We start from the raw sequence: 20,492 nt of genomic DNA on the forward strand, positions 1-20,492 counted from the left end.
TGGCTCACTCGTTGCCTGCACGCGTGGCAGCCAGGGCGCTGGACAGGACCTCGTGCAGCGGATTGTCTTCCTCGACTTCGGTGAGTGCCTTGCCGAGGACTGCTGCGGCATCATCGGCGCGGCCCAACTCGAGCAGGATCCGGCCGTGCACCAGATCGGCGCGTAGCGCGGGCTCGATGGCGTCGATGGTGCGGAAGTTGGTCGCAGCGGCCGCGGCACGCAGCGCGGCATCATCCAGGCGGTCATCGGCGAACAGGATTCGCGCGGCGTTGTAGTCCAGCCGGGCTCGATGCCAGGTGAGCAGGTTCGGATCGGGCTCGGTGTCGGCGAAATCGCGCATAGCCTGATCGGCAACGTCGAGCGCGGCCAGCGCGGCGGCCGACTCACCACTCCAGTGCAGCGACAGTGCAGCGCTGTAGCGGCAGTAGGCAACTCGCAGCGGGTCGTTGTCGAGCACCGCCGCGTCAGCGGCCTGCCGGTAGTGTTCGGCGGCGAGGGCATCGCGATCGAGATTGTCGAGTAGGTCGGCGGTTTCGGCGAGGATCTCCGCCACGGCGCCGTGTTCGTCTCGGGCACGGTGGAATTCGACGATCTCCTCGTACAGGGCGAGCGCCTGATCCGGTTCGCCGAGTTGGCGATGCAAGCCCGCGAGCAGATAGCGGCACTGATGAGCCGACTCGTCCTGGCCGAGCCCCGCCCAGCTCGCGACGGCCTCCTCGGCGAGGTCGGCGGCGTCGAGCAGTTGCCCGGTCGCCCGGTAGGCGATGGCCAGATCCCACAGACAACGAGCGACCTGGGGCAGACCCTCCGTCCGGCCGATCGCGACCGCGGTGAGCAGATCGTTGATGGCCTCGCCCGGCCGGTCCAGGTCGTTGAGCACGGCACCGCGCAGGCCGTGCATCGCCACCCGCAGGTCGGCGGGTGCGTCGGCGGCCAGGCTCGCCAAGGCCTCGTCGGCGGCGGCCAGCGCGGCTTCGGCCTCATCGCGGCTGCGCAGCAGCACGCCGAGGCGGAAGGCCGAAGGCGCGACCATACGGGGGATTCCGGCTTCCTTGAAGGCCGCCACGGCCGTGCGCGCGGCGTCGATCGCGTCGTCGAGTTCTTCGGCGCTGTGGATGTGCCGATGCATTCGGTGCGCCGCGACGTCGCCGATCAGCACCGGGTCGCCGGATTCGGCTGCGGTGGCGGCGGCCTGCGCGAGCAGGGACTCGGCCTCGGTCAGGTGCTCGGCCGCGGGCTCTTCGGCCTGTAACAGGCCGCTGGCCAATCGGATAGCGGACCAGACCTGCCCTTCGAGTTCGGGGCGCTGGATCAGATAGGCATACGAAGCACGCAGCAGCGCCGATCCCTCCGCGACTCGATCCTGCATGCACAGGTACTTGCCGAGGCAACCGAGAGCGACCTGGCGACCGTTTTCATCACCTGCGGCCTCGTACCGCTCGATGGCTTGCCACAGTAGCGATTCGGTCGTCGCGTTGTCGTCGTCCCACGACGCCAGTCGCGCGCGCAGGATTGCTGTGCGCGCGGCGAGTATCGAGTCGGCGGGGGCGTTTTCGGCCAGCGAGATGAGTTGCTGCACAAGAGGTTCTGCGGCGTCGGCGTCGTATCGGCGCAATAGGTGCTCGGCCCGTTCGACGAGCTCGTCGGCGGTCAGCGCGGTGACGTCCACCGGAGCGGCCACCTGCTGTGGAGGCGCCGGTACCCGGTGGTCGGCCGCGGCGGACAAGGGCAGGTGGTCCACCAGCGGCGCGCTCGCCAGCAGCCTTCGTACAGTGGACGTTTGATGGTCGGTACCGTTGCGCTGATCGAATCGGGCGGCGATGTCGAACGCGTGGCGCGCCAGCTCGTCGTGCAGCACCTGCGCGGTGGGCTCGGCCGCGGGCCGGTCCGCGTGCGCCGGACGCCGGACGATCACCTCGCCGTGGCCGGCGTCGACCACCGTGCGCAGCAACAAGGCCGCCGACGCGGCGAACCACATGGCGTCCTTGGGGCTCGGCGCGCGATCCAGCCAACCGAGGTGCCGGTCGAGGAGCTCGAGGCCGCGGGACTGGTTGCCGGTCAGGGCACAGAACTGCAGGTGGTCGCCGATCTCGGCCACATCCTGCGGCCTGGTGCGCAGGATGCGATAGGCCCGGCGGTGCGCGTTGCGCGCCTGCTCGAGTTGTCCGGTGCGCACATACGGCAGCAGCAGGGTGGTGAGAATCCGCTGCGGTTGCTGCTCACAGTTGAGCTCGCCGTCCAGCACCGGCCCGGCGACCGCGATGGCCTCGGCGTCCCGGCCCCGATCGACCAGGTAGTCGGCCTTGTTGGTCGGATCGCAGCCCGCGCAGTCGGAGTTCTCATCCCGCGGCGTCGCACACCATTTCGCGTACCAGTCGTCCGCGGCCGCGAGGTCGCCGACGTGCGCGGCCACTCGATAGCGATAGGCGTACACCGCGTGCAAGCTTTGGCTCTCGGTGCGGTAGCGGCGTTCCATCTGATCGAGCACGGCCAACGCCCGATCCTTGGGCACCTCAGGGAATTTCGTCATCGCCGTGATGGCGTGCTTGAAATCCCAGCGCAGCGTCGCCGCCACCCACGGCTCGTGCGCCGCCGGGTTACGGTCGTAATCGGCCAGACACCGGGCGAACGGAACGAACAGCTTGGCAGGCTGCATGCCCTGGGTGTACGCGTCGATCAACCGCAGCCGCGCGTAGAAGGCGACTTCGGTGTGCTCCCCGGCCTCCGCGTGCCGCAGCACCTCTTCCAGCAGTGCGTCTTTGCCGTCGCCGAAGGGGAGTTGATCGGCTTGTTCGATCAACTGGTACAGGCTGTCAGCCGACTTGGCCATTACGATTCTCCCCGCTCGTCGTGTACCGCCCAATCGAGCAGGCCGACGAAAGATCTGTTGAGCAAGGCCGTGTCCACGGGACGGAGCGGGTGCTGGCCGAGCAGTAGTGCCTGACTGTAGAGCGCCTCGACCGCCATGGTGGCCAGTCGAGGATCGGATAGCGCAGATATCTTGCGTACCAGCGGGTTTCGATGATTGAGGACCAATTGCGGCCGATCCGGCCCGAGCCCGGTGTCGAAGGCGCCGAGCACATCCGACCAGAGGTCGTCGGCGATCGCCCGGGTGGCGCGCAGCTCGGCCCGATGCTGGGTTTCCCGGTCGAGCAGGTACAGCGCGGCCAGTGAGGGCGGGTCGAACGTGCGCAGCGTGACCTCGCAGTCCAACCGGTCCAGCGCGCGCTGGGCCGTCACCAGGAAGGGGCGCAGCGCCAGCTCCGTCGCCGGATCGATCAGGTCGAAATGGGTTGCCAGCTCGCTGGTTTCGAGGCGAGAGACGCGGATCTCGGGATCGATCGCCGGTAGTCGCTCGAGGATCTCGGTGAGGTAGGCGTAGCCGCCGTTCACCAGGCCGATGCCCTGGGCGTTGGCCACGGCGGAGAGCTGACGGAACTCCTCCACCGAGGGCGTGAAGCGGATGGCGCCGAAGCGGCGCCGGAACTCGGCGAGCGGAATCCGGCCCGCGTTGGTCTCCACCGCGAGCCAACGGTCCACCAGGCGCAACATGTCGTCATCGTGCAGCGCAAGGGCTTTCACGCCGAGGTCGTGGATCTGCAGGAACTGCGCGAGTCGGGCCGGGTCCGACGCGGACAGCTCGATCAGCCAGTCCCTGACCTGATCGCCCAGTGCTTCCCGGGTCGACTCCAGTAGGTCGTCTTCGTACAGGGCTTCCCGGCTGGCGGTCGGGCGCAGCTCGCTCGTGTCGACCACGCAGCGGACGAAGAACGCCCAATCGGGCAGCAGCCCGGTGACGTTCTCGGCGATCAGCATGCGCTTGAGATAGGCCCGATGCCCGGTCTTGGCCGCCGGATTGGCCGCTTGCGGCAGCACGAACGCCACGCCGGTGAGCCCGGCCTCGGCGCTGGACAGGTCGAAACTGGCGAACGGGGTGTAACCGAAGGTGTCCTCGGCGTAGGTGGCCAGCGCTGCTTGCCGGTCGCTCGGCGTGGGATGTGTTGCCCGCCAGGGCAGATCGGCCGCATTGATGGTCTGTCCGTCGACGGTGACCGGGAACGGCAGCAGGCCGCCGAAGAGCGTGGCCAACTCGAGGACGGTGGTGCTGGTCAGCCACGGTTCCATGCCTTGGCGTGGCGTGAGCGTCACGGTGGTGCCGGGCTCGGCCCGCTGCTCGGCCGCGATCTCCACGCGGTAGCGACCATCGGCGTAACCGGTCCACGCCACCGACGGTCCGCCGCGGGCCGAACGAGTCAGGATCCGCGCCTCGTCGGCGACGAGGAAACAGGAGAGCAGTCCGATGCCGAACTGACCGAGGAACTCGTGCCTGGCGAAGCCGAGACTGTCGCGCTTGCCGCTGTGGCCGATGGTGGCCAGGAACTCGTGCACTTTGGGCTCGGTCAGCCCGATGCCGTTGTCGTACACGCGGATACTGCCGTCACCCGTGCTGTCCGGGGTCTCGATGCGCACCTCGGCGGGCGCGTCCGCATCGAAGGCCTGCCGGGCGGTGACGGCGTCGACCGCGTTCTGCAGCAACTCTCGAATGTAGACCCGCGGGCTGCCGTAGAGGTGGTGACTTAGTAGGTCGACAACGCCACGTAAATCGACCCTGAACGCTTGCTCCACCGCTGCCCTCCGACAAACCCACCAGCTAACGGAATCACTCTAGCCATAGGACAGGCCGATGCTTCCCCCTCGATTCTGGGGGCGGCTCAGGTCTGCCGGGACAAATGGGCCTCGTGTTGCGTGGTCACCTGGTGCCACAGCCGGTGGCGTGCGGCGCGGTCGAAGACGGCGGGGGAGATGCCGAATACCTCGTGCAGGGCGGTGAACCAGTCCTCCTGGGTATCCAAAACCGTTGTGCTGGTGTGGGAGTCATCGATTCTGCTGAGGGTGCGGGCGCGCAGGGTGTCGCCGCCGCTCGCATGCCGACGCTGCACCACGCACACCCGGACGAAACCGGATTCCGGTGCGGTGGAGAGGTATTGGTGGCGTTCAGCGAAGTCGGACATGGTCGCGGGGGTCGGATCGAAGTCCATGCCGACGAAGCTGCCGCGCGGATCGTGGTCGAAGCGCCAGCCGCCGGCGACGGCGGTGGACGGGCGTAGGCCGAAGGTGAACGGGCCCTGACGATAGTCGCCCGCGCGCAGCGGTAGTGGAGAGAACAGGGCGTCGCCCAGGCCGGCATCGACCAGCCAGGTCGTCTCCGGGTCGTTCGGTAGCCCAGAGACGGTGAGCGCCAGATGGTTCCGGCTGATCTCGGCGGGTCCGCCGGAATTCTGCACGCCTGCCCGGTGCAAGGTGACCTGATAGCCGAGGGCCCGCAGTAGCGCGGAGAAAGCGCCGTTGAGGTGGTAGCAGTAACCACCGCGGCGCTGCCGGATGATGCGATCGGCGGAGTCGAGCGGGTCGAGGGTGGTGCTGCGGCCGAGTTGAATCTCCAACGCCTCGTAGGGCACCTGTTGGACGAAGGCCTCGTGTAGTCGGGTCAGGGCGGCCACACTCGGTGGTTCCGCGCCGGGTAGGGCCAGACGCCGGAGGAACTCGGACGCATCGATCTCGCGCATGTCCGAACCCTAGTGTGTTGCCGACGGTGTGCGGTCTGGTCTCGGTTTGCCGCAACTGCCGGGAGTGACCAGGCTCACGATTGAAGTTGGACCGGCTTCATAAGAGTGTCTGACCAGCTGATTCGGGGTTGCGCGAGGGCCGCCCGGCCGGAAAATTCGATGAAACATGTCGGTATCGACCGGTTTACTGATGCACGCCGATGAGTTCGAGCACCCGAGTCCGTCTCAATCATTGTGGCGCCGGGGGTTCGAAGCTCCAAGGCCACACGTTGCCCTGCTGATCTCTATGCCCCCGGAGGTATCCGATGCCCGAACCATCCGCTCCCGTCTCGGGAGGACGGACACCGACCGTCATCCGGGTGCTGGTGCTCGCGACCTTCGTGGTGATCCTGAACGAGACCATCATGATCAACGCGATCCCGCGGCTGATGGAGGATCTCGAGGTCACCGAGCGGGCGGCGCAGTGGGTGTCCACCGCGTTCATGCTCACCATGGCGGCCATCATCCCGACCACCGGCTGGTTCCTGCAGCGGGTCACCACTCGGCAGGCCTACGCCGTGGCGATGGGTGTCTTCCTGGCCGGTACCGCGCTGTCGGCCGTGGCGCCGTCGTTCGTGGTGCTGCTGATCGGGCGGATCATCCAGGCCGGTGGCACCGCGGTGATGATGCCGCTGTTGATGACCACGCTGATGACCGTGGTGCCTGAGAAGGATCGTGGCCGGGTGATGGGTAACGTCACCCTCGCCATCTCGGTGGCGCCCGCGATGGGGCCGGTCATCTCCGGGCTGGTGCTCCAGGTCGGTTCCTGGCGTTGGCTTTTCGTGCTGGTGCTGCCGATCACCGGCGTGGTCACCTGGCTCGGATTGCGGCAGCTGGAGAACGTCGGCGAGCCGCAGCCCGGCGCGATCGACTGGTCCAGCGTGCTGCTCGCCGCGCTCGGCTTCGGTGGTCTGGTGTACGGGCTCAGCAAGTTCGAGGCCGACAACCTGGCCAGCCCTGCGCTGATCGTCGCCGCGGGGGTGGCACTCATCGCCACGTTCGTGTTCCGGCAGTTGCGGTTGCAGCGCACCGGTGTTCCGCTGCTCGACCTGCGGGTGCTGCTGGCGGGCACCTACACCAAGGCGCTGGTGCTGATGTCGGTTGCGTTCATGGCGATGCTCGGATCGATGATCCTGCTGCCGCTGTACCTGCAGAACCTGCGCGGTCTGAGCCCGTTGGCGACCGGCCTGCTGGTGATGCCGGGTGGTCTGGCGATGGGTCTGCTCGGGCCGACCGTCGGTCGCCTGTTCGACAAGTTCGGCGGCCGCTGCCTGGTGATTCCCGGGTCGATCGGCATCGCCGTGGCGCTGGCCGGCTTCACCCAGATCTCGATGACCATGCCGTACTGGCAGCTGATCGCGCTGCACGTGGTGCTGATGGTGTCGCTGGCCGCGACCTTCACCCCCGTCTTCACCCTCGGCCTCGGCGCGCTCCCGCACCAGCTGTACTCGCACGGCAGCTCCATGCTCGGCACCCTGCAACAGGTCGCCGCCGCCTTCGGCACCGCCATGGTGGTCACCGTCATGTCGGCCCGCAGCACCCAGCTCGTCGAAGACGGCACCGACGCCATCACCGCCCACCTCGACGGCATGCGCCTGGCCTTCCTGGTCTCCGCCGTCCTGGCCATCGTCGTGATCGTCATGGCAGTCCTGCTGCCCAACCGGGCCGCCGCCCCGGAAGAATCCGACGAGTCCGAAACCGCGGCACCCGAATTGGTCAAGGGCTGACCCCTTCACCCCACGAACCCCCGGCCGCACCCGCGCGCGCCGGGGGTTTCGTCTATTGGTCGACTGATCATGAGGAACTGATGTAGGCATCGCCCGAGCGAGCCACACCACCATTTCCCCATGATCGGTTGTCCAGTATCCGTAACTCGCGTCTGCGCTGCGGGCTCATATCGTAGTGGGAGTAGTTCGCCTAGGTGGTCTTCTATTAGTCGGACATTTCAAGTGCAGCTTATCGAGTCATTCAGTACGTCTTAAAAAGTAAATGTCGCTGCGACATTGCTGGGGATCGTTGGTAAGAATGCGTTCCATGGTAGGGACAGCCTCTCGGGAATTGTTGGTGCGGCACGGTGGGGTGGGGGCTGCGCGGGTGGGGTTTCGGGGGGATGTGGAGGGGTTGCGGGCGGTTGCGGTGCTGGCTGTGGTTGTTTTTCATGCGGGGATGCCCGGGGTGGGGGGTGGGTTTGTGGGGGTGGATGTTTTCTTTGTTATCTCCGGGTTCCTGATTACGGGGATGTTGTGGCGGGAGGTCGCGGGGAGCGGGACGATTCGGTTGGCGCGGTTCTATGGGGCGCGGGCGCGGCGGTTGTTGCCTGCGGCGGGGATCGTGTTGGTTGCGACGGCGGGGGGTGCGGCGGCGTTGTTGCCGCCGTTGCAGGCGCGTCAGGTACTGGGCGATGGGATTGCCAGTGCGTTGTATGTGGGTAATTATCGGCTTGCGTTGCACGGCACCGACTATCTCGCTGCGGATGCGCCGCCTTCGCCGTTTCAGCATTACTGGTCGCTGGGGGTGGAGGAGCAGTTCTATTTGTTGTGGCCGGCGTTGATTATAGGGGTTGCCTGGTTCGTACAACGGCGGCGTGAGACCGAGAGTGTTTCGCCGACTCCGTATCTGGTTGTCCTCGGGGTCGTCGCCGCGCTGTCGTTCGCGGTGTCGCTGCACTGGACCAGGACGTTGCCGTCGTGGGCGTTCTTCGCGCTACCGGCTCGGGCTTGGGAGTTGGCGGTCGGTGGCATGGTGGCGCTGTCGATTCCGGTCTGGCGTCGTATCCCGTCGTCGGTTGCCGCCGTCGCCGGGTGGGGGGGGCTGGCGGCGATCGTCGTGAGTTGTACGCACTTGGACGGGCGGACGCCGTATCCCGGGACCGCTGCGCTGCTGCCCGTACTGGGCGCGGCCTCGATCGTGGCCGCAGGCTGCGCCGCGCCCCGGCTCGGAGTCGGTCGAGTGTTGTCGACGGCTCCCTTGCGGTCGCTCGGGCGGCTGTCGTACTCGTGGTATCTCTGGCACTGGCCGGTGTTGCTGCTCGCACCGAAGCTCAGCGGTCACCCGCTCGACCTGGTCGGCTCGCTGGGGGCGGTCGCCACGGCGGCGGGCTTGGCCATGTTGACGCTCTGGTTCGTCGAGGATCCCGCACGCTTCGCGGCGCCGCTACGGCGTTCGGCCGCACTGAGTTTGGCCGGTGGCGGTGTCGTCACCGCGGTCGCCGTATGCGTTGGCGTGGTGCTGCTGGTGCTCGTGCCGGTGCCGGTCGGGCGTGGGGCGGCGGCCGAGGCGTTGACCGTCGTCGCGCCACCGCAGGCGCCGCCGTCGGAGTCCATCGATCCGCATGATGCGGCGGTGCAGCAGTTGACCGCGCAGGTGCAGGCGGCCGTCACAGCCTCGGCCGAATCGCCGTCGGTGCCGTCGAATCTGTCCCCATCACTCGCCGACGCACCAGCCGACAAGGCCGCCGTATTCGGAAACGGTTGCGTGCGTTCGTGGCTCGACGTCGGTCAGCCGGAGTGCGCCGCGGGCGATCTCGGCTCGGCGAACACGGTGGCACTGGTCGGTGATTCGCATGCGGCGATGTGGAGCCCGGCGTTCGAACAGATTGCCGAGCAACGGCATTGGCGCTTGGAGACGATGAGCAAGGTGACTTGCCCGCTGATGGAACTGCCCATCACCAGTCCCTACCTCGGCCGGGAGTACACCGAATGCGTGCAGTGGCGGCACCAGGTCCTGGCCAGGCTGCAGGCCGAGCATCCACGGCTGATCGTGCTCAGCATGTCCCGGCGCTACGGCGGCGACTTCGGCTTCACCACCTACGACCAGGCCTGGATCGACAGCCTGTCCCGCCTGACCACGCAGCTGCGCGCGACAGGCGCGAATGTTCTTGTCCTCGGCCCGATTCCGGACCCGCACAGCACCGTGCCCACCTGCCTGTCCGGCCACCTCGACGACGCGCTGGCCTGCGCGCCGACCCGTCCGGTCGCCGTCGACGACGCGGGCATCGCCGCCGAACGAGCCGCGACAACGGCGGGCGACGGCCAGTACGCCGACCTCACCGAGCTGTTCTGCACCGCCGACCGCTGCCCGCTCATCACCGGCAACACCCTCATCTACCGCGACGACAACCACCTCACAGTCGCCTACGCCAAAGCGCTCGCCCCGGTCGTTGCCGCGCTGGCCGACGGCGCGCTGGCCCGCGGCTGAACACGCTGGGCAAGAACTAACCGGACGCCAAGCCCCGAGCCGACCGGAACCACAGCGTCGGCGAAGGCGCCGCGCACGAGACCAGCATTCCCGGGACGCGGCACTCGGCGGAGCGATATTCTCCATCCGCGGAGTACCTTCCAGCCCGGCGTACGCATGCGGGCCGCCTGCGACGTGGGGGAGGAGGACGGCGGGTGCGAATTCAACCGAGAGAACAGCTTCTGGACGTGTGGCGAGCCCTGCTCGCCGCGTGCTGGGATGATCAGCGCTGGCGCTGGGGCGAGCAGGCGGACACCAACTCGATCAGCGACTCGGAACAGCTGCTGTGCCTGCTCTACCCCGCCACCGAGATCGACATCTTCACGCTGGCAGACCCGGACCGCATCGAGGGCGACGTCGCCGGCGTGCTGGAGCCGATCGGGGAGAGGGGCCAGCTGGGCGGCTTCGTCGTCTCGTTGCTGGAGCAGTACCTCGAGCGCAACGCCGACGAGGACGGCGAACCGTCCTTCGCCGCGGGCAATTACCTGCGCGGTGAACCCACCGACGGGCAGCGGCGAATCGAGGTCGTCAGCTCGTATTCGATGTCGCTGGCCGTCTGCATGAGCGGTCTGCGTTTCCTGCAAGCGTGCCGCGTCAAGACGCGGTACGGCGAGCTGACCGACCGGATCGACGCACTCTCCGCCCGGCTGAGCGCGCGGCTGACCGCGGCGATGACGGGATTGATCCGAAGCTTCGTGGTCGCCACCACGCACCCGAAGTCGCCTGCGGGACAAGCGATCCTCAGCATGCTGAACCAGACCGGGCAGCCCGGTCGGCTGATACATTGCGAAGTACGGCGCAGCCTCGAAAGGGTGCGGACGCTGCTGCTCCGCGACGTCACGCTCGGCCGAGGAGCCTCGACCACAGAGTTCGATGACGACGACATGCTCTTCGAATGTGGATGGAGCTGGGGCGTCGTTCACGACGCCGCCGAGATCGATGGCATCGACGCGCGGATCGCGCACTGCGGCGGTATCGCGGTTCCGCACCCCCACCTCTACTTCACCGTCACCGCGCTGGACGCCATCAACGACCTCGTCTCCCCGCGGATCGATGAACTCGGCTTGCTCGACAAGCGGCAAATCCAGCTCGCCCAAGCCTTGCGCCTCAGATGGGAACTGGCCCAGGACTATTGGTCCACGCTTGCCCGGTTCGGTTCCGGTAGATGGCCGCTGGAAGATATCCCGTGGCGCACATCGGACGGCTTGGAGTCGGACTACTTCAGTCTCCTCCTGTCGGCGGTATTGATCCATGACCTGACCGCGAGCACCGCCGACGATGACGACTTAGCAAGGATCGTAGCAATTTTCGAGGAATTAGCCGCTCGTGGACGGGTCACCCGCAGAGCCCTGCTCGACGATCCCGCCGTGGGGCTGCATACATCCGGCGTACGGCTGACGCTGTGCGGCAGCGAGTCGGTCGATGACGGTCCGGTGCTGTATTGGGAGGTGTCGGACTTCGCTCCGACGCTCTTGAAGCAAGTACTCCGAGCAGTCAGCGTGTCCAGCAATGTCGACACCAGAGACAAACTGATGGAACTGGCCAAATCGGTGATGGACCACCTGGATCGGCGGAGGCTCCGGTCGGGCGCCACCGGACTCTGGGACGACCCGGCGGGCGTCTTCGACGACGACGGCGCATCCGTCGCGACCAAACCCTCCTGGGCGATCACTGAGCGAGTGGTCGAATGTCTGATCGCCGCCGAGCGCATCTACCGGGAACCGCCACCTCAGTTGCCGGAACTACAGCGGATGGCACGAAACCTGCTGACCATCGCCGAGCATCGATACGACCAGACGAAGTTGGGGGTCGATCTGGACGACCGATCGGCCAGTCTCACCATGCTCGACCATGTGGAAGCACGCATCGATGCGGCAAGGCAGGAGCTACACCGCAACCCCGCAACCACATTCGTGCACGCGATCGAGGCGTTGCGTGACCTCGAGCAGCTGTCGATAGCCCGCCGTGACGCGAGCAGGGGCAGCTGACCCGTGATCGTCTTCGCGATTTCCGACAAGGGTGGTACCGGGCGTTCGGTGACCAGTGCCAATATCGGGTACCGGATGTGTGTGATGGGGAACAGTGTCGCCTACCTCGACTTCGATTTCGGGTCGCCGACGGCGGGGGCGCTGTTCGAGATCGACAGTGTGGAGCGCGGGGTCGCCGGCGGGACGGGGTTGCATTCCTATCTGACCGGCCATGTCGGTGTGCCTGCTCGAATCGACGTGCGGGACAAGACCGATCGCCGTGAGTTGCAGCGGATGCGGATGCGCACCGGCAAGCTCGCCTTGCTGCCCGGTGACCTGGGTGGCGCGGAGTTCGCGAAGGTGGACCACAATGTGGTCCGGCGATGTGCGGAGCTGCTGCTCACGATCGAGCAGGACTTCGATGTCTGTCTCGTCGACGTCAGTGCCGGTCGGTCGGTGGCCTTGGAAATCGCCGTGCAGGCCACCGGATTACGGCAGTTCGCCGCGAAGACGGTGCGCTGGTTGGTCTTTCACCGCTGGACTCGGCAGCACATCGTCGCGGCGGCAGGCTTGGTCCATGGCCCGCACGGCGTGGTGGAGTCCGGAGCGGTCGCCGGACATGATCCCCGGATGTTGCTGGAGAACATTCGATTCGTGCGTACCGCGGTGCCGCGATTGAACGAGGCGACCGAAGTCTCCGGCTTGCAGGCCGCATGGCTGCACGAACAGAACGCGCGACTGAAGCACCTCGCGGCCGAGTACCGGATCGGCGCAAGCGTTCTGCTCGGCGCGACACCGATCGATCCGGTCTTGCAGTGGCGTGAGCAACTGATCCTGGATATCGACGTGATGCAGGGTATCGCCAAGGAGGACACCGTCGAGGCGTTCGGCAGCCTGGCGAACCGCATACTCTCCGAATCGATTTGGCAGCCGATGCGGTAGTCGCGCAGGCCGTCGTGGAAGGTGCCGAACACAGTGGAATACGCCGCCGGGTACAGCGAGGGGACCGATCAGCCGCGGATCGCCGGGGTGCCGCTGTCCCATGTCTCCATCGAGGTGGGACATCTCCGGATGGAAGACCTCGGCAACGGGGACGACTGGATTCGTGAGCAATTCCGCAAGGTCGTGCCGCTGGTCACGTGGTTCACCGACGCGGCGAAGGTCGAATTCGGGCCGAAGGCCCGGGTGAGTACCTGTCTGCTGGTCGATGACTATTTCCGCGCCGACACCGATCCACGCGACGTGCTCGGCCGACTACTCGGGTGCGCCGAGGACAAAGGACTCACCATCGACTATTTGGGGCGAGAGGCAGGCTGCGCGGTCGTCCCCGCCAGGGCGGAAGGCCCCGGAATCGAACTGGCGCAGGCGGTTCGGGCTCGGATCGTGCCCTCGCCGACCCGGGGCGCGACGGGTCGCAGGCCGCCGACCGACCAGTCGGGCTGGCTGTGCAACGGCACGCGCGCCTCCGACGAACCCGCGCAGGCAATGCGCAACGACCCGTATCAGCCGCCCGAAGAATTCGGCAGCCCCACACATTCGATCTTTCTCGACGTCGAACTGTGGCGCGAGGAACCGCGAAAGCAGCAGAGCAGCAACGAGTTACCGATCACCTGGTCGTTGCCGTTTCTCACGTCGATCTGGCAGCTACTACGACTGGGTCTGCTGCGCTTCCACGGCAGACCGGTGGTCGAACCGCAGCTGTGGGACCGTCAACAGCCTTGGCCGGCCGACTGGCAGGATTTGCCCACCGTGCTCAAACTGAACCCCCGTGCGAAACCGTTTGCCGCATACCGCTCGCTGTCCGTTCTTCCGGTGCGGTACCTGGAGGTCGAGCACGCCGTGCGGCTGATACTCGAGCACATCCGGCTCGACGACGAGGTGGTCGAACAGCTCGTTCGCCGCGCGGCCCAGGAGCAGGTCTCGTTGCCGCGCAGCAGCACCGAACGCCTGAACTACCACCTGGTGGATGGACGCTGACGTGCACGAACCGAGCGATCCGGCGGACCATCGGGTTCTCGTCGTGCTGGGGGAGACACACACCTGCCTGCTGCCGACGGCAAAACCCCTGCGGCGCAGCGATTCGGACCAGCTGCTGGACCTGATGCCGGGCCACCCCGTGCACTGGCGGGAACGCCCGATGTCCCGCGCGGTCTCGCCGGACATCGTGACGGGCGTGGACTGCGAACTGGCCGCCCCCGGGCACGCCGCGGTGCGGGCGATCGGCACGGTGGCCAACCATGCCGTCGTGCTCGGTGGCCGCGTGCTACAGAGCTCGACGCAGGCGAAAGTCGTTGCCGCAGAGTGGCCTGAGCGGCGGGTGTGGTCGCATTACCTCGGCCGGGCCGGGGTGCTGGAGGTACTCACCAAGGTCGCCGCCGAGACGAGCAGCAGACTGACGGCTGGTCTCTTGGCCGGTGGACCACCGACCCCGGACGTTCTCGATCTCGGGTCGATAGCCCATCGACTACTCGGGCGAATCACCATGGACCCGCACCTCGATCAGCGAGTCCCGCTGCGGGCCAGCACCACTCGCCTGAGATGGGCAGCGCGCAGAGGTGATGTCGAGCAGACCCGAGTCGCTTTTCGCGTGCTCAACGACACTGACCGCACCGCCGAGATCACCGTGCGCGACGCGGACGAACTAGCCGCCGCGCAACAGTTCTGCGAAGACCTCGCGGCCCACGACTGGCTGCTGACAGCCCTCAGGGCAACCCTCGAAAAGTCCGACTTCTTCGACCCGGGGACACCCGAATCAACCGCGCTGTCAGCTCCGGCACTGCACCACCTCGCCCACCTCTGGGCACCCGGCGCACACACCCCCGCCCCGCTCCGCGCACTGTGGACTCCACTGGAGGCCGACCCCGGCTTCTCCGTCGACCGGCAAATCCTGGTCGACGAGCTCCGCAACCGCGTGCTGGTAGGCGCCTTGGATGCGAACCGGCAGACAAGGATCGGCACAGAGCCCTGACGGTCAGCGGTCTGCCCGTTCGAGGTCCTTGCGTAGATACTCGGCGGTGACGGATTTCTTGTCCGCGGCCAGCTGCTCCGGAGTGCCTTCGAACAGCACCTTGCCGCCGTGACGGCCCGCGTCCGGCCCGAGATCGATGACCCAGTCGGCGTATTTGACGACCTCGAGATCGTGTTCCACCACGATGACCGTGTTTCCTTCGTCGACCAGGCGATCGAAGAGGGTGAGCAGCCGGTCGACGTCGGCCATGTGCAGGCCGGTGGTCGGCTCATCGAAGACGAACACGGTGCCCGTGTCCTGGAGGCGGTGCGCCAGCTTGAGCCGTTGGCGCTCACCGCCCGACAGGGTCGAGAGTGGTTGCCCCAGTGTCAAATACGCCAGCCCGACTTCTTGGAGCATCGCGAGCTTGGCGGTCACCTTGTCTTCGGTGAAGTAGGACAGACTTTCCTCCACGGTGAGCCCGAGCACTTCGGCGATGTTCTTGCCGCGCAACGTCTTTTCGAGCGCCTCGTCCCGATAGCGGCTGCCCTCACATACTTCGCAGGTCACCGTGACCGGATCCATGTAGGCGAGGTCCGTCTCGATCACGCCGCGTCCCTTGCACGCCGGGCAGGCGCCGGTCGAGTTGAAGCTGAACAGGCCGGGGTCGGCATCGTTGGCTTTGGCGAACAGGTTTCGGACGGTGTCCATGATGTCGACATAGGTCGCCGGCGTCGACCGCGAGGAGATGCCGATGCCCGACTGGTCGACCATGACCGCGTCCGGGTGCTGGGCGGCGAAAGCTCCTGAGATGAGCGAACTCTTGCCGGAGCCCGCCACGCCGGTCACCGCGGTGAGCACCCCGGTGGGGATGCGCACGGAGACGTTCTGCAAGTTGTTCAGCGATGCCTTGCTGATCTCCAGCGAGCCGGTCGGTTCACGGACCTGCTCCTTCAAACCGGTGTGCTCACGCAGCCGTCGGCCGGTGAGCGTCTTGGCTTTCAGGAGTTGCCGGTAGGTCCCCTCGAAGACGATCTCACCGCCGTGCGACCCGGCCCCGGGCCCCATGTCGACGATGCGATCGGCGACGGCCATGACGTCCGGATTGTGCTCGACCACCAGCACGGTGTTGCCGTTGTCACGCAGTTGCGCGAGAAGCTCGTTGAGCCGGTGCACATCTCGCGGATGCAGGCCGACGCTCGGCTCGTCGAAGATGAAGGTCAGATCGCTCAGGCTGCTGCCGAGATGACGGACCGTCTTCAGCCGCTGGCCCTCGCCGCCGGACAGGGTAGAGGTCTCGCGGCCGAGGCTGAGGTAGCCCAGTCCGATCGATTCCAGCCGGGACAGTGCCGTGATAGCTGCCTGGACAACGGGTTTGGCGACTCGATCGTCGATCTTCCCCAGCTCGACGATCAGTTCGCTCACCTCCATGTCCGCGTAGTCGGCGATGTTCTTGCCGTTGATCTTGGAGGCGAGCGCGGCCTTATTGAGCCTGCCGCCGCCGCAGACCTCACAGGTGCTGGTCCGCACCACCTGCTCGACGTCCTTGCGCTCCTTGTCTTTCAGCGCATCCAGGCCGTTCTTGAGATAGCGGCGATTGAACCGGACGACGATGCCCTCGTATTCGTTGGAGTGCGTCACGTCCTTGCCGGGGCGCCGGACCTTGAATCCTCCGCCGTGCAGCAGCTTGTCCCATTCTGCCGCGGTGAACTTCTGCAACGGCTTATCGGGATCGAACAGTCCGGATTCCGCGTAGGTGATCCACGGATAGCCGCCGACCGCGAACAGTGGTGACTGGATGGCGCCCTCGTTCAACGACTTCGACTTGTCGAGCAGCAGGTCGAGGTCGAGTCGCGCGGTCCGGCCGAGTCCTTCGCACTCGGGGCACATGCCCTGCGGAACATTGAACGAGTACATGGTCGACTCGCCCGCGCTGGGCTTGCCGTGCCGCGAGAACAGCACGCGCAGCATGGGATTGATCTCCGTCATGGTGCCGACGGTCGAGCGGGAGCTGCCGCCGATCTGGCGCTGGTCGACCACGATCGCGGTGGACAGATGCGACATGCCCTCGGCGTGCGGCCGCTCGTACTTCGGCAGCCGGTTGCGGATGAACCAGGGGAACGTCTCGTTGAGCTGGCGCTGCGACTCGACTGCGATCGTGCCGAACACCAGCGACGACTTCCCGGAACCCGATACACCGGTGAAGACGGTCAGCCGCCCCTTCGGGATCTCCAGCGACACATTCTTCAGGTTGTTTTCTCGGACGCCTTGCAGCGTAATGCTGTCGTTCGCTTGCCGTCCGGCTCGATCCGACATCTCCACTCCCCTCAGCGTGCGCAAGTAGTTTCCAAACGGAAACTATACCAGGACGTCGACCTCATAGTCGGCTACCCATTCCGCGAGACGAATCGGCGTCTCGTTGTATAGCCCCCTTTCCTGCATGGACGAGGCAGCCTCGACCGGCGCGTTGAGATGCTGGTCCAGCGCGTCGAGATCGAACAGCGGCAGGGCCGGTGAACTGGGCTCCGCGACGATCTTTCCGAGTATCTGCTTGATCGCCCGGTCGTAGCCGGGATCCTGAGTGGAGGGATAGGGAGCTTTGCGCCGCTGCACAATGGACTCCGGCAGCAGATCCGCGGTGGCGGCGCGCAGCAGGCTCTTCTCCCGCCCGTCGAACGTCTTCATCGACCACGGCACATTGAAGACATACTCGACCAGGCGATGGTCGCAGAACGGGACACGCACCTCGATACCGCTGGCCATGCTCAAGCGGTCCTTGCGATCCAGCATTACCGGCAGCCATCTCGTGAGATTCAGGTAGCTCGCGGTCCGCATTCGCCGGTCGTGGCCGGTTTCGCCGGTCAGGTGCGGCACTTCTCGAAGGGCCGAGTGGTATTGGTCGGCGATGTATTCCGGAAGATTCAGCCGCGCCGTCAGATCCGGATTCAGGAACGCCGTGGATTGCTCGGTGATCGACCGCTCGCCGAGCGCGTGCCAGGGGAAAGTATCGGCCTGCACGGCCTTCTCGTCGTGGAACCACAGGTAACCGCCGAAGACCTCATCCGCGGATTCACCGGACAGTGCGACGGTGGATTGCTCCCGCACCGCACGGAACAGCAGGTAGAGCGACGGGCCGAGATCGCCGTCACCGAACGGCAGATCCCAGGCGCGTGAGACGGCCGCTCGGATGTTCGGGGCCACCAGATCCGCGTTGTTCAGCAGGATCGTCTGATGGTCGGTGCCGACATGCCGAACCAACTCCGCCGCGAACGGCTGATCGGGCGCTTCGCGCAGCGGCTCCGGCGCGAAATTCTCCACCTGGCCTTCGAAATCCACCGAGAAGCTGCGGATCCGCCCGCCGCCGTCGGCGTCGAGCCTGCGCTGCGCCAAGGCGGTCAACGCGCTGGAATCCAAACCACCGGACAGCAGCGTGCACAGCGGAACGTCGGCAACCAGCTGACGAGAAACAATGTCTTCCAACAAACCCCGGACCGCGCCGACGGTCGCGGGGACGTCATCGGTGTGCGGCCGGCATTCCAGTTCCCAATACTTCTGCTCGGTCCGCCGGCCATGGCGAACCCGAAGAATATGCCCGGGACGCACCTCGTACATGCCGTCGAGCGGTGTCTGCCCGGGAACCCGGACAAAGGACAGCACGTCGCGCAGCCCCTCGAGGGTGAGCGCCGCTCGGCTTTCCGGATGGGCGAGAATCGCTTTCGGTTCGGACCCGAAGAGCACCCCGGCGGGGGTCGGATAGTAGAACAGCGGCTTGACGCCCAACCTGTCCCGATACAGCAGCAATTCCTCGACGCGGCTGTCCCAGATCGCGAAGGCGAACATGCCGTTCAGTCGTCGCACGAAATCCGCGCCCCACTCCAGATAGGCGCGGAGGACGACCTCGGTGTCGCTTCGTGTCCTGAAGCGGTGACCGTGCGCCGTGAGTTCGTCGCGAAGTTCGGTGAAGTTGTATACCTCACCGCTGTAGCTGATCGCGGCCAGCGGCGTGCCGTCGGGCAGCGTCTCCGGCGTGACCATCGGCTGTCGGCCACCCTCGAGGTCGATCACCGAGAGCCGCCGATGCCCTAGCGCGCAATGCGGCTGTAGCCACAGTCCCTCGTCATCGGGACCGCGGAAAGCCATGGTGTCCACCATTTTCTGGAGAACCGGGCGCTCGGCAGTGAGATCACGATCGAAATCTGCCCAACCGGCGATTCCACACATCGTCTTGTCCTTTCGCTGTCGTTACGCGAGGGTCGCCCACACGGTCTTCGGTTCGAGATACGCGTCGAGCCCGGCCCGGCCCATTTCCCGGCCGACACCGGACGCTTTGACGCCGCCGAAGGGCGCGGCCGGATCACCCGGCGCCCACGTGTTGAGATAGACCGAGCCCGCGTGCAGGCGAGCGGCGAGAGTGTGTGCGTCGCTGAGGTTTTGGGTCCAGACCCCGGCCGCGAGACCAAAGTCGGTGGCATTGGCCAGGTGCACGGCTTCGTCGATGCTGTCGAAGGGGGCTGCCACCAGTACCGGCCCGAAGATCTCCTCGCGACAGATCCGCATGTCCGGTGTCACATCGGTGAAAAGCGTTGGGCGAATGAAGTATCCGCCATCCGGTTCGGATGCGGGAGCTTCACCGAACGTCAATGTCGCTCCCTCGGTGGCGCCGTCGCGGATGTAGCCGCGCACCCGGCGGTACTGCTCGGCCGAGACCACGGGTCCGCACTCGGTGGCCGGATCCAGCGCCGAGCCGACCTGCGCGGTCTTCGCCCGCGCCGACAGCCCCTCGATCACCTCGTCGAACACACTCCGGTGCACGTACAGCCTGGATGCGGCGTTGCACGCCTGGCCGGTATTGAAGTAGATCCCGTTGTAGCTCCCGGCAATCGCGGCTTCGAGATCAGCGTCGGGAAGGATGATGTTCGGGCTCTTCCCGCCGAGCTCGAGCGTCACCCGCTTCAGTTGCGCCCCTGCCTTCGCGCCGATCTCGCGCCCCACCGCCGTGGACCCGGTGAACACGATCTTGTCGACGCCCGGGTGATCGACCAGTGCCGCACCGGTTTCGCCGTCACCGGTCAGCACATTGACCGTGCCCGCCGGGAAACCGGCGGACTCGATCAGCTCGGCCAAGCGCAGCGCGGTCAGTGGCGTCTGCTCGGCGGGCTTGAGTACCACCGTGCAGCCGGCGGCCAGCGCGGCCCCGAGCTTCCAGGCGGTCATCAACAGTGAGAAGTTCCAGGGAATGATCTGGGCGCACACCCCGACCGGTTCTTTCCCGGTGTAGCACAACGTATTCGGCACTGCGACGGGGATCGTCTCGCCCTCGATGCGTGCGGGCCAGCCGCTGAAGTAGCGAAACTGAGCGGCCGCCGCAGGCACATCCAGCGCGCGAGTCATCGTGATCGGTTTGCCCGCATCGAGGGATTCGAGCTCGGCGAGCTCGTCGCCATTGCTCTCGATGAGGTCGGCGAGGCGGGCGAGCAGCAGGCCGCGGTCGGCCGCCGACTGCCGGCTCCACGGTCCGTCGAGTGCGGCACGGGCCGCGGTTACGGCGGCCGTGACATCGGCAGATCCCGCATGCGCGACCTCCGTGATGTGTTCGCCGGTGGACGGATCGATCGTGCTGAACGTCCGCCCGGTCGCCGCGGCGACGAAGGCACCGTCGATGTACAGCAGCTGTGCACGGGACAGGAAGTCGCGGGCGGCCTCGCCCACGGTGTTACCTGAGGTATTCACGAGTCC

Annotated in this window: 12 protein-coding genes; 6 read left to right on the forward strand and 6 right to left on the reverse strand. The window is 66.5% G+C overall.

Translation table 11 applies throughout. From position 1 onward, the window contains the following. Positions 1–4 precede the first annotated feature (4 nt). The 3 genes from NN4_RS12730 to NN4_RS12740 form a co-directional block, all read right to left on the reverse strand. On the reverse strand, positions 5–2,830 hold the full coding sequence (locus tag NN4_RS12730; RefSeq protein WP_147130127.1) for a tetratricopeptide repeat protein: 2,826 nt from the start codon (positions 2,828–2,830) through the stop codon (positions 5–7). Then, complete coding sequence (locus tag NN4_RS12735; protein WP_147130128.1) at positions 2,830–4,626, reverse strand: HSP90 family protein; 1,797 nt, start codon at positions 4,624–4,626, stop codon at positions 2,830–2,832. The genes NN4_RS12730 and NN4_RS12735 overlap by 1 nt, the downstream gene beginning before the upstream one ends. A gap of 86 nt (positions 4,627–4,712) precedes the next feature. Next, positions 4,713–5,567, reverse strand: coding sequence for an arylamine N-acetyltransferase family protein (locus NN4_RS12740; RefSeq protein WP_147130129.1), 855 nt, complete (start codon positions 5,565–5,567; stop codon positions 4,713–4,715). 305 nt (positions 5,568–5,872) lie between these two features. Here NN4_RS12740 and NN4_RS12745 point away from each other — a divergent pair, with 305 nt between their 5' ends. The 6 genes from NN4_RS12745 to NN4_RS12770 all read left to right on the forward strand — a co-directional run bounded on the left by NN4_RS12745 (position 5,873) and on the right by NN4_RS12770 (position 14,777). Continuing rightward, positions 5,873–7,333, forward strand: a complete 1,461-nt coding sequence (locus NN4_RS12745; RefSeq protein WP_147130130.1) for an MDR family MFS transporter — start codon at positions 5,873–5,875, stop codon at positions 7,331–7,333. A gap of 307 nt (positions 7,334–7,640) precedes the next feature. After that, complete coding sequence (locus tag NN4_RS12750) at positions 7,641–9,803, forward strand: acyltransferase family protein (RefSeq protein ID WP_147130131.1); 2,163 nt, start codon at positions 7,641–7,643, stop codon at positions 9,801–9,803. A 194-nt stretch (positions 9,804–9,997) separates the two neighbouring features. Continuing rightward, positions 9,998–11,830, forward strand: coding sequence for an SCO2524 family protein (locus NN4_RS12755; protein WP_246180839.1), 1,833 nt, complete (start codon positions 9,998–10,000; stop codon positions 11,828–11,830). Between the two features lie 3 nt (positions 11,831–11,833). Continuing rightward, positions 11,834–12,751, forward strand: a complete 918-nt coding sequence (locus NN4_RS12760; RefSeq protein WP_147130132.1) for an SCO2523 family variant P-loop protein — start codon at positions 11,834–11,836, stop codon at positions 12,749–12,751. A gap of 33 nt (positions 12,752–12,784) precedes the next feature. Then, positions 12,785–13,786: an SCO2522 family protein gene (locus tag NN4_RS12765; RefSeq protein WP_147130133.1), complete on the forward strand. Its 1,002-nt coding sequence runs from the start codon at positions 12,785–12,787 to the stop codon at positions 13,784–13,786. Then, positions 13,776–14,777 carry an SCO2521 family protein gene (locus NN4_RS12770; RefSeq protein WP_147130134.1) on the forward strand — a complete coding sequence of 334 codons (1,002 nt, stop codon included), beginning with the start codon at positions 13,776–13,778 and terminating at the stop codon, positions 14,775–14,777. Before NN4_RS12765 ends, NN4_RS12770 begins: the two co-directional genes overlap by 11 nt. Positions 14,778–14,780: 3 nt before the next feature. Here NN4_RS12770 and NN4_RS12775 read toward each other — a convergent pair whose 3' ends face one another. Genes NN4_RS12775 through NN4_RS12785 form a run of 3 tightly spaced genes read right to left on the reverse strand, consistent with a single transcriptional unit; the run spans position 14,781 to position 20,486 of the window. Further along, positions 14,781–17,072, reverse strand: coding sequence for an ATP-binding cassette domain-containing protein (locus NN4_RS12775; RefSeq protein ID WP_147130135.1), 2,292 nt, complete (start codon positions 17,070–17,072; stop codon positions 14,781–14,783). 42 nt (positions 17,073–17,114) lie between these two features. Continuing rightward, a complete protein-coding gene (gene asnB / locus NN4_RS12780; RefSeq protein ID WP_147130136.1) occupies positions 17,115–18,977 on the reverse strand; it encodes an asparagine synthase (glutamine-hydrolyzing) in 1,863 nt (620 codons plus the stop codon). Between the two features lie 21 nt (positions 18,978–18,998). Further along, positions 18,999–20,486 carry an aldehyde dehydrogenase family protein gene (locus tag NN4_RS12785; RefSeq protein ID WP_147130137.1) on the reverse strand — a complete coding sequence of 496 codons (1,488 nt, stop codon included), beginning with the start codon at positions 20,484–20,486 and terminating at the stop codon, positions 18,999–19,001. Between the last annotated feature and the right edge of the window lie 6 nt (positions 20,487–20,492).

The sequence above is a fragment of the Nocardia ninae NBRC 108245 genome (genome assembly GCF_007990755.1).
Lineage (GTDB): Bacteria > Actinomycetota > Actinomycetes > Mycobacteriales > Mycobacteriaceae > Nocardia > Nocardia ninae.

Coding starts and splice junctions, on each gene's coding strand:
- NN4_RS12770 (WP_147130134.1), top strand. CDS start 13,776: ATGGACGCTGACGTGCACGAACCGAGCGATCCGGCGGACCATCGGGTT.
- NN4_RS12730 (WP_147130127.1), bottom strand. CDS start 2,830: ATGGCCAAGTCGGCTGACAGCCTGTACCAGTTGATCGAACAAGCCGAT.
- NN4_RS12740 (WP_147130129.1), bottom strand. CDS start 5,567: ATGCGCGAGATCGATGCGTCCGAGTTCCTCCGGCGTCTGGCCCTACCC.
- NN4_RS12745 (WP_147130130.1), top strand. CDS start 5,873: ATGCCCGAACCATCCGCTCCCGTCTCGGGAGGACGGACACCGACCGTC.
- NN4_RS12775 (WP_147130135.1), bottom strand. CDS start 17,072: ATGTCGGATCGAGCCGGACGGCAAGCGAACGACAGCATTACGCTGCAA.
- NN4_RS12750 (WP_147130131.1), top strand. CDS start 7,641: ATGGTAGGGACAGCCTCTCGGGAATTGTTGGTGCGGCACGGTGGGGTG.
- asnB (WP_147130136.1), bottom strand. CDS start 18,977: ATGTGTGGAATCGCCGGTTGGGCAGATTTCGATCGTGATCTCACTGCC.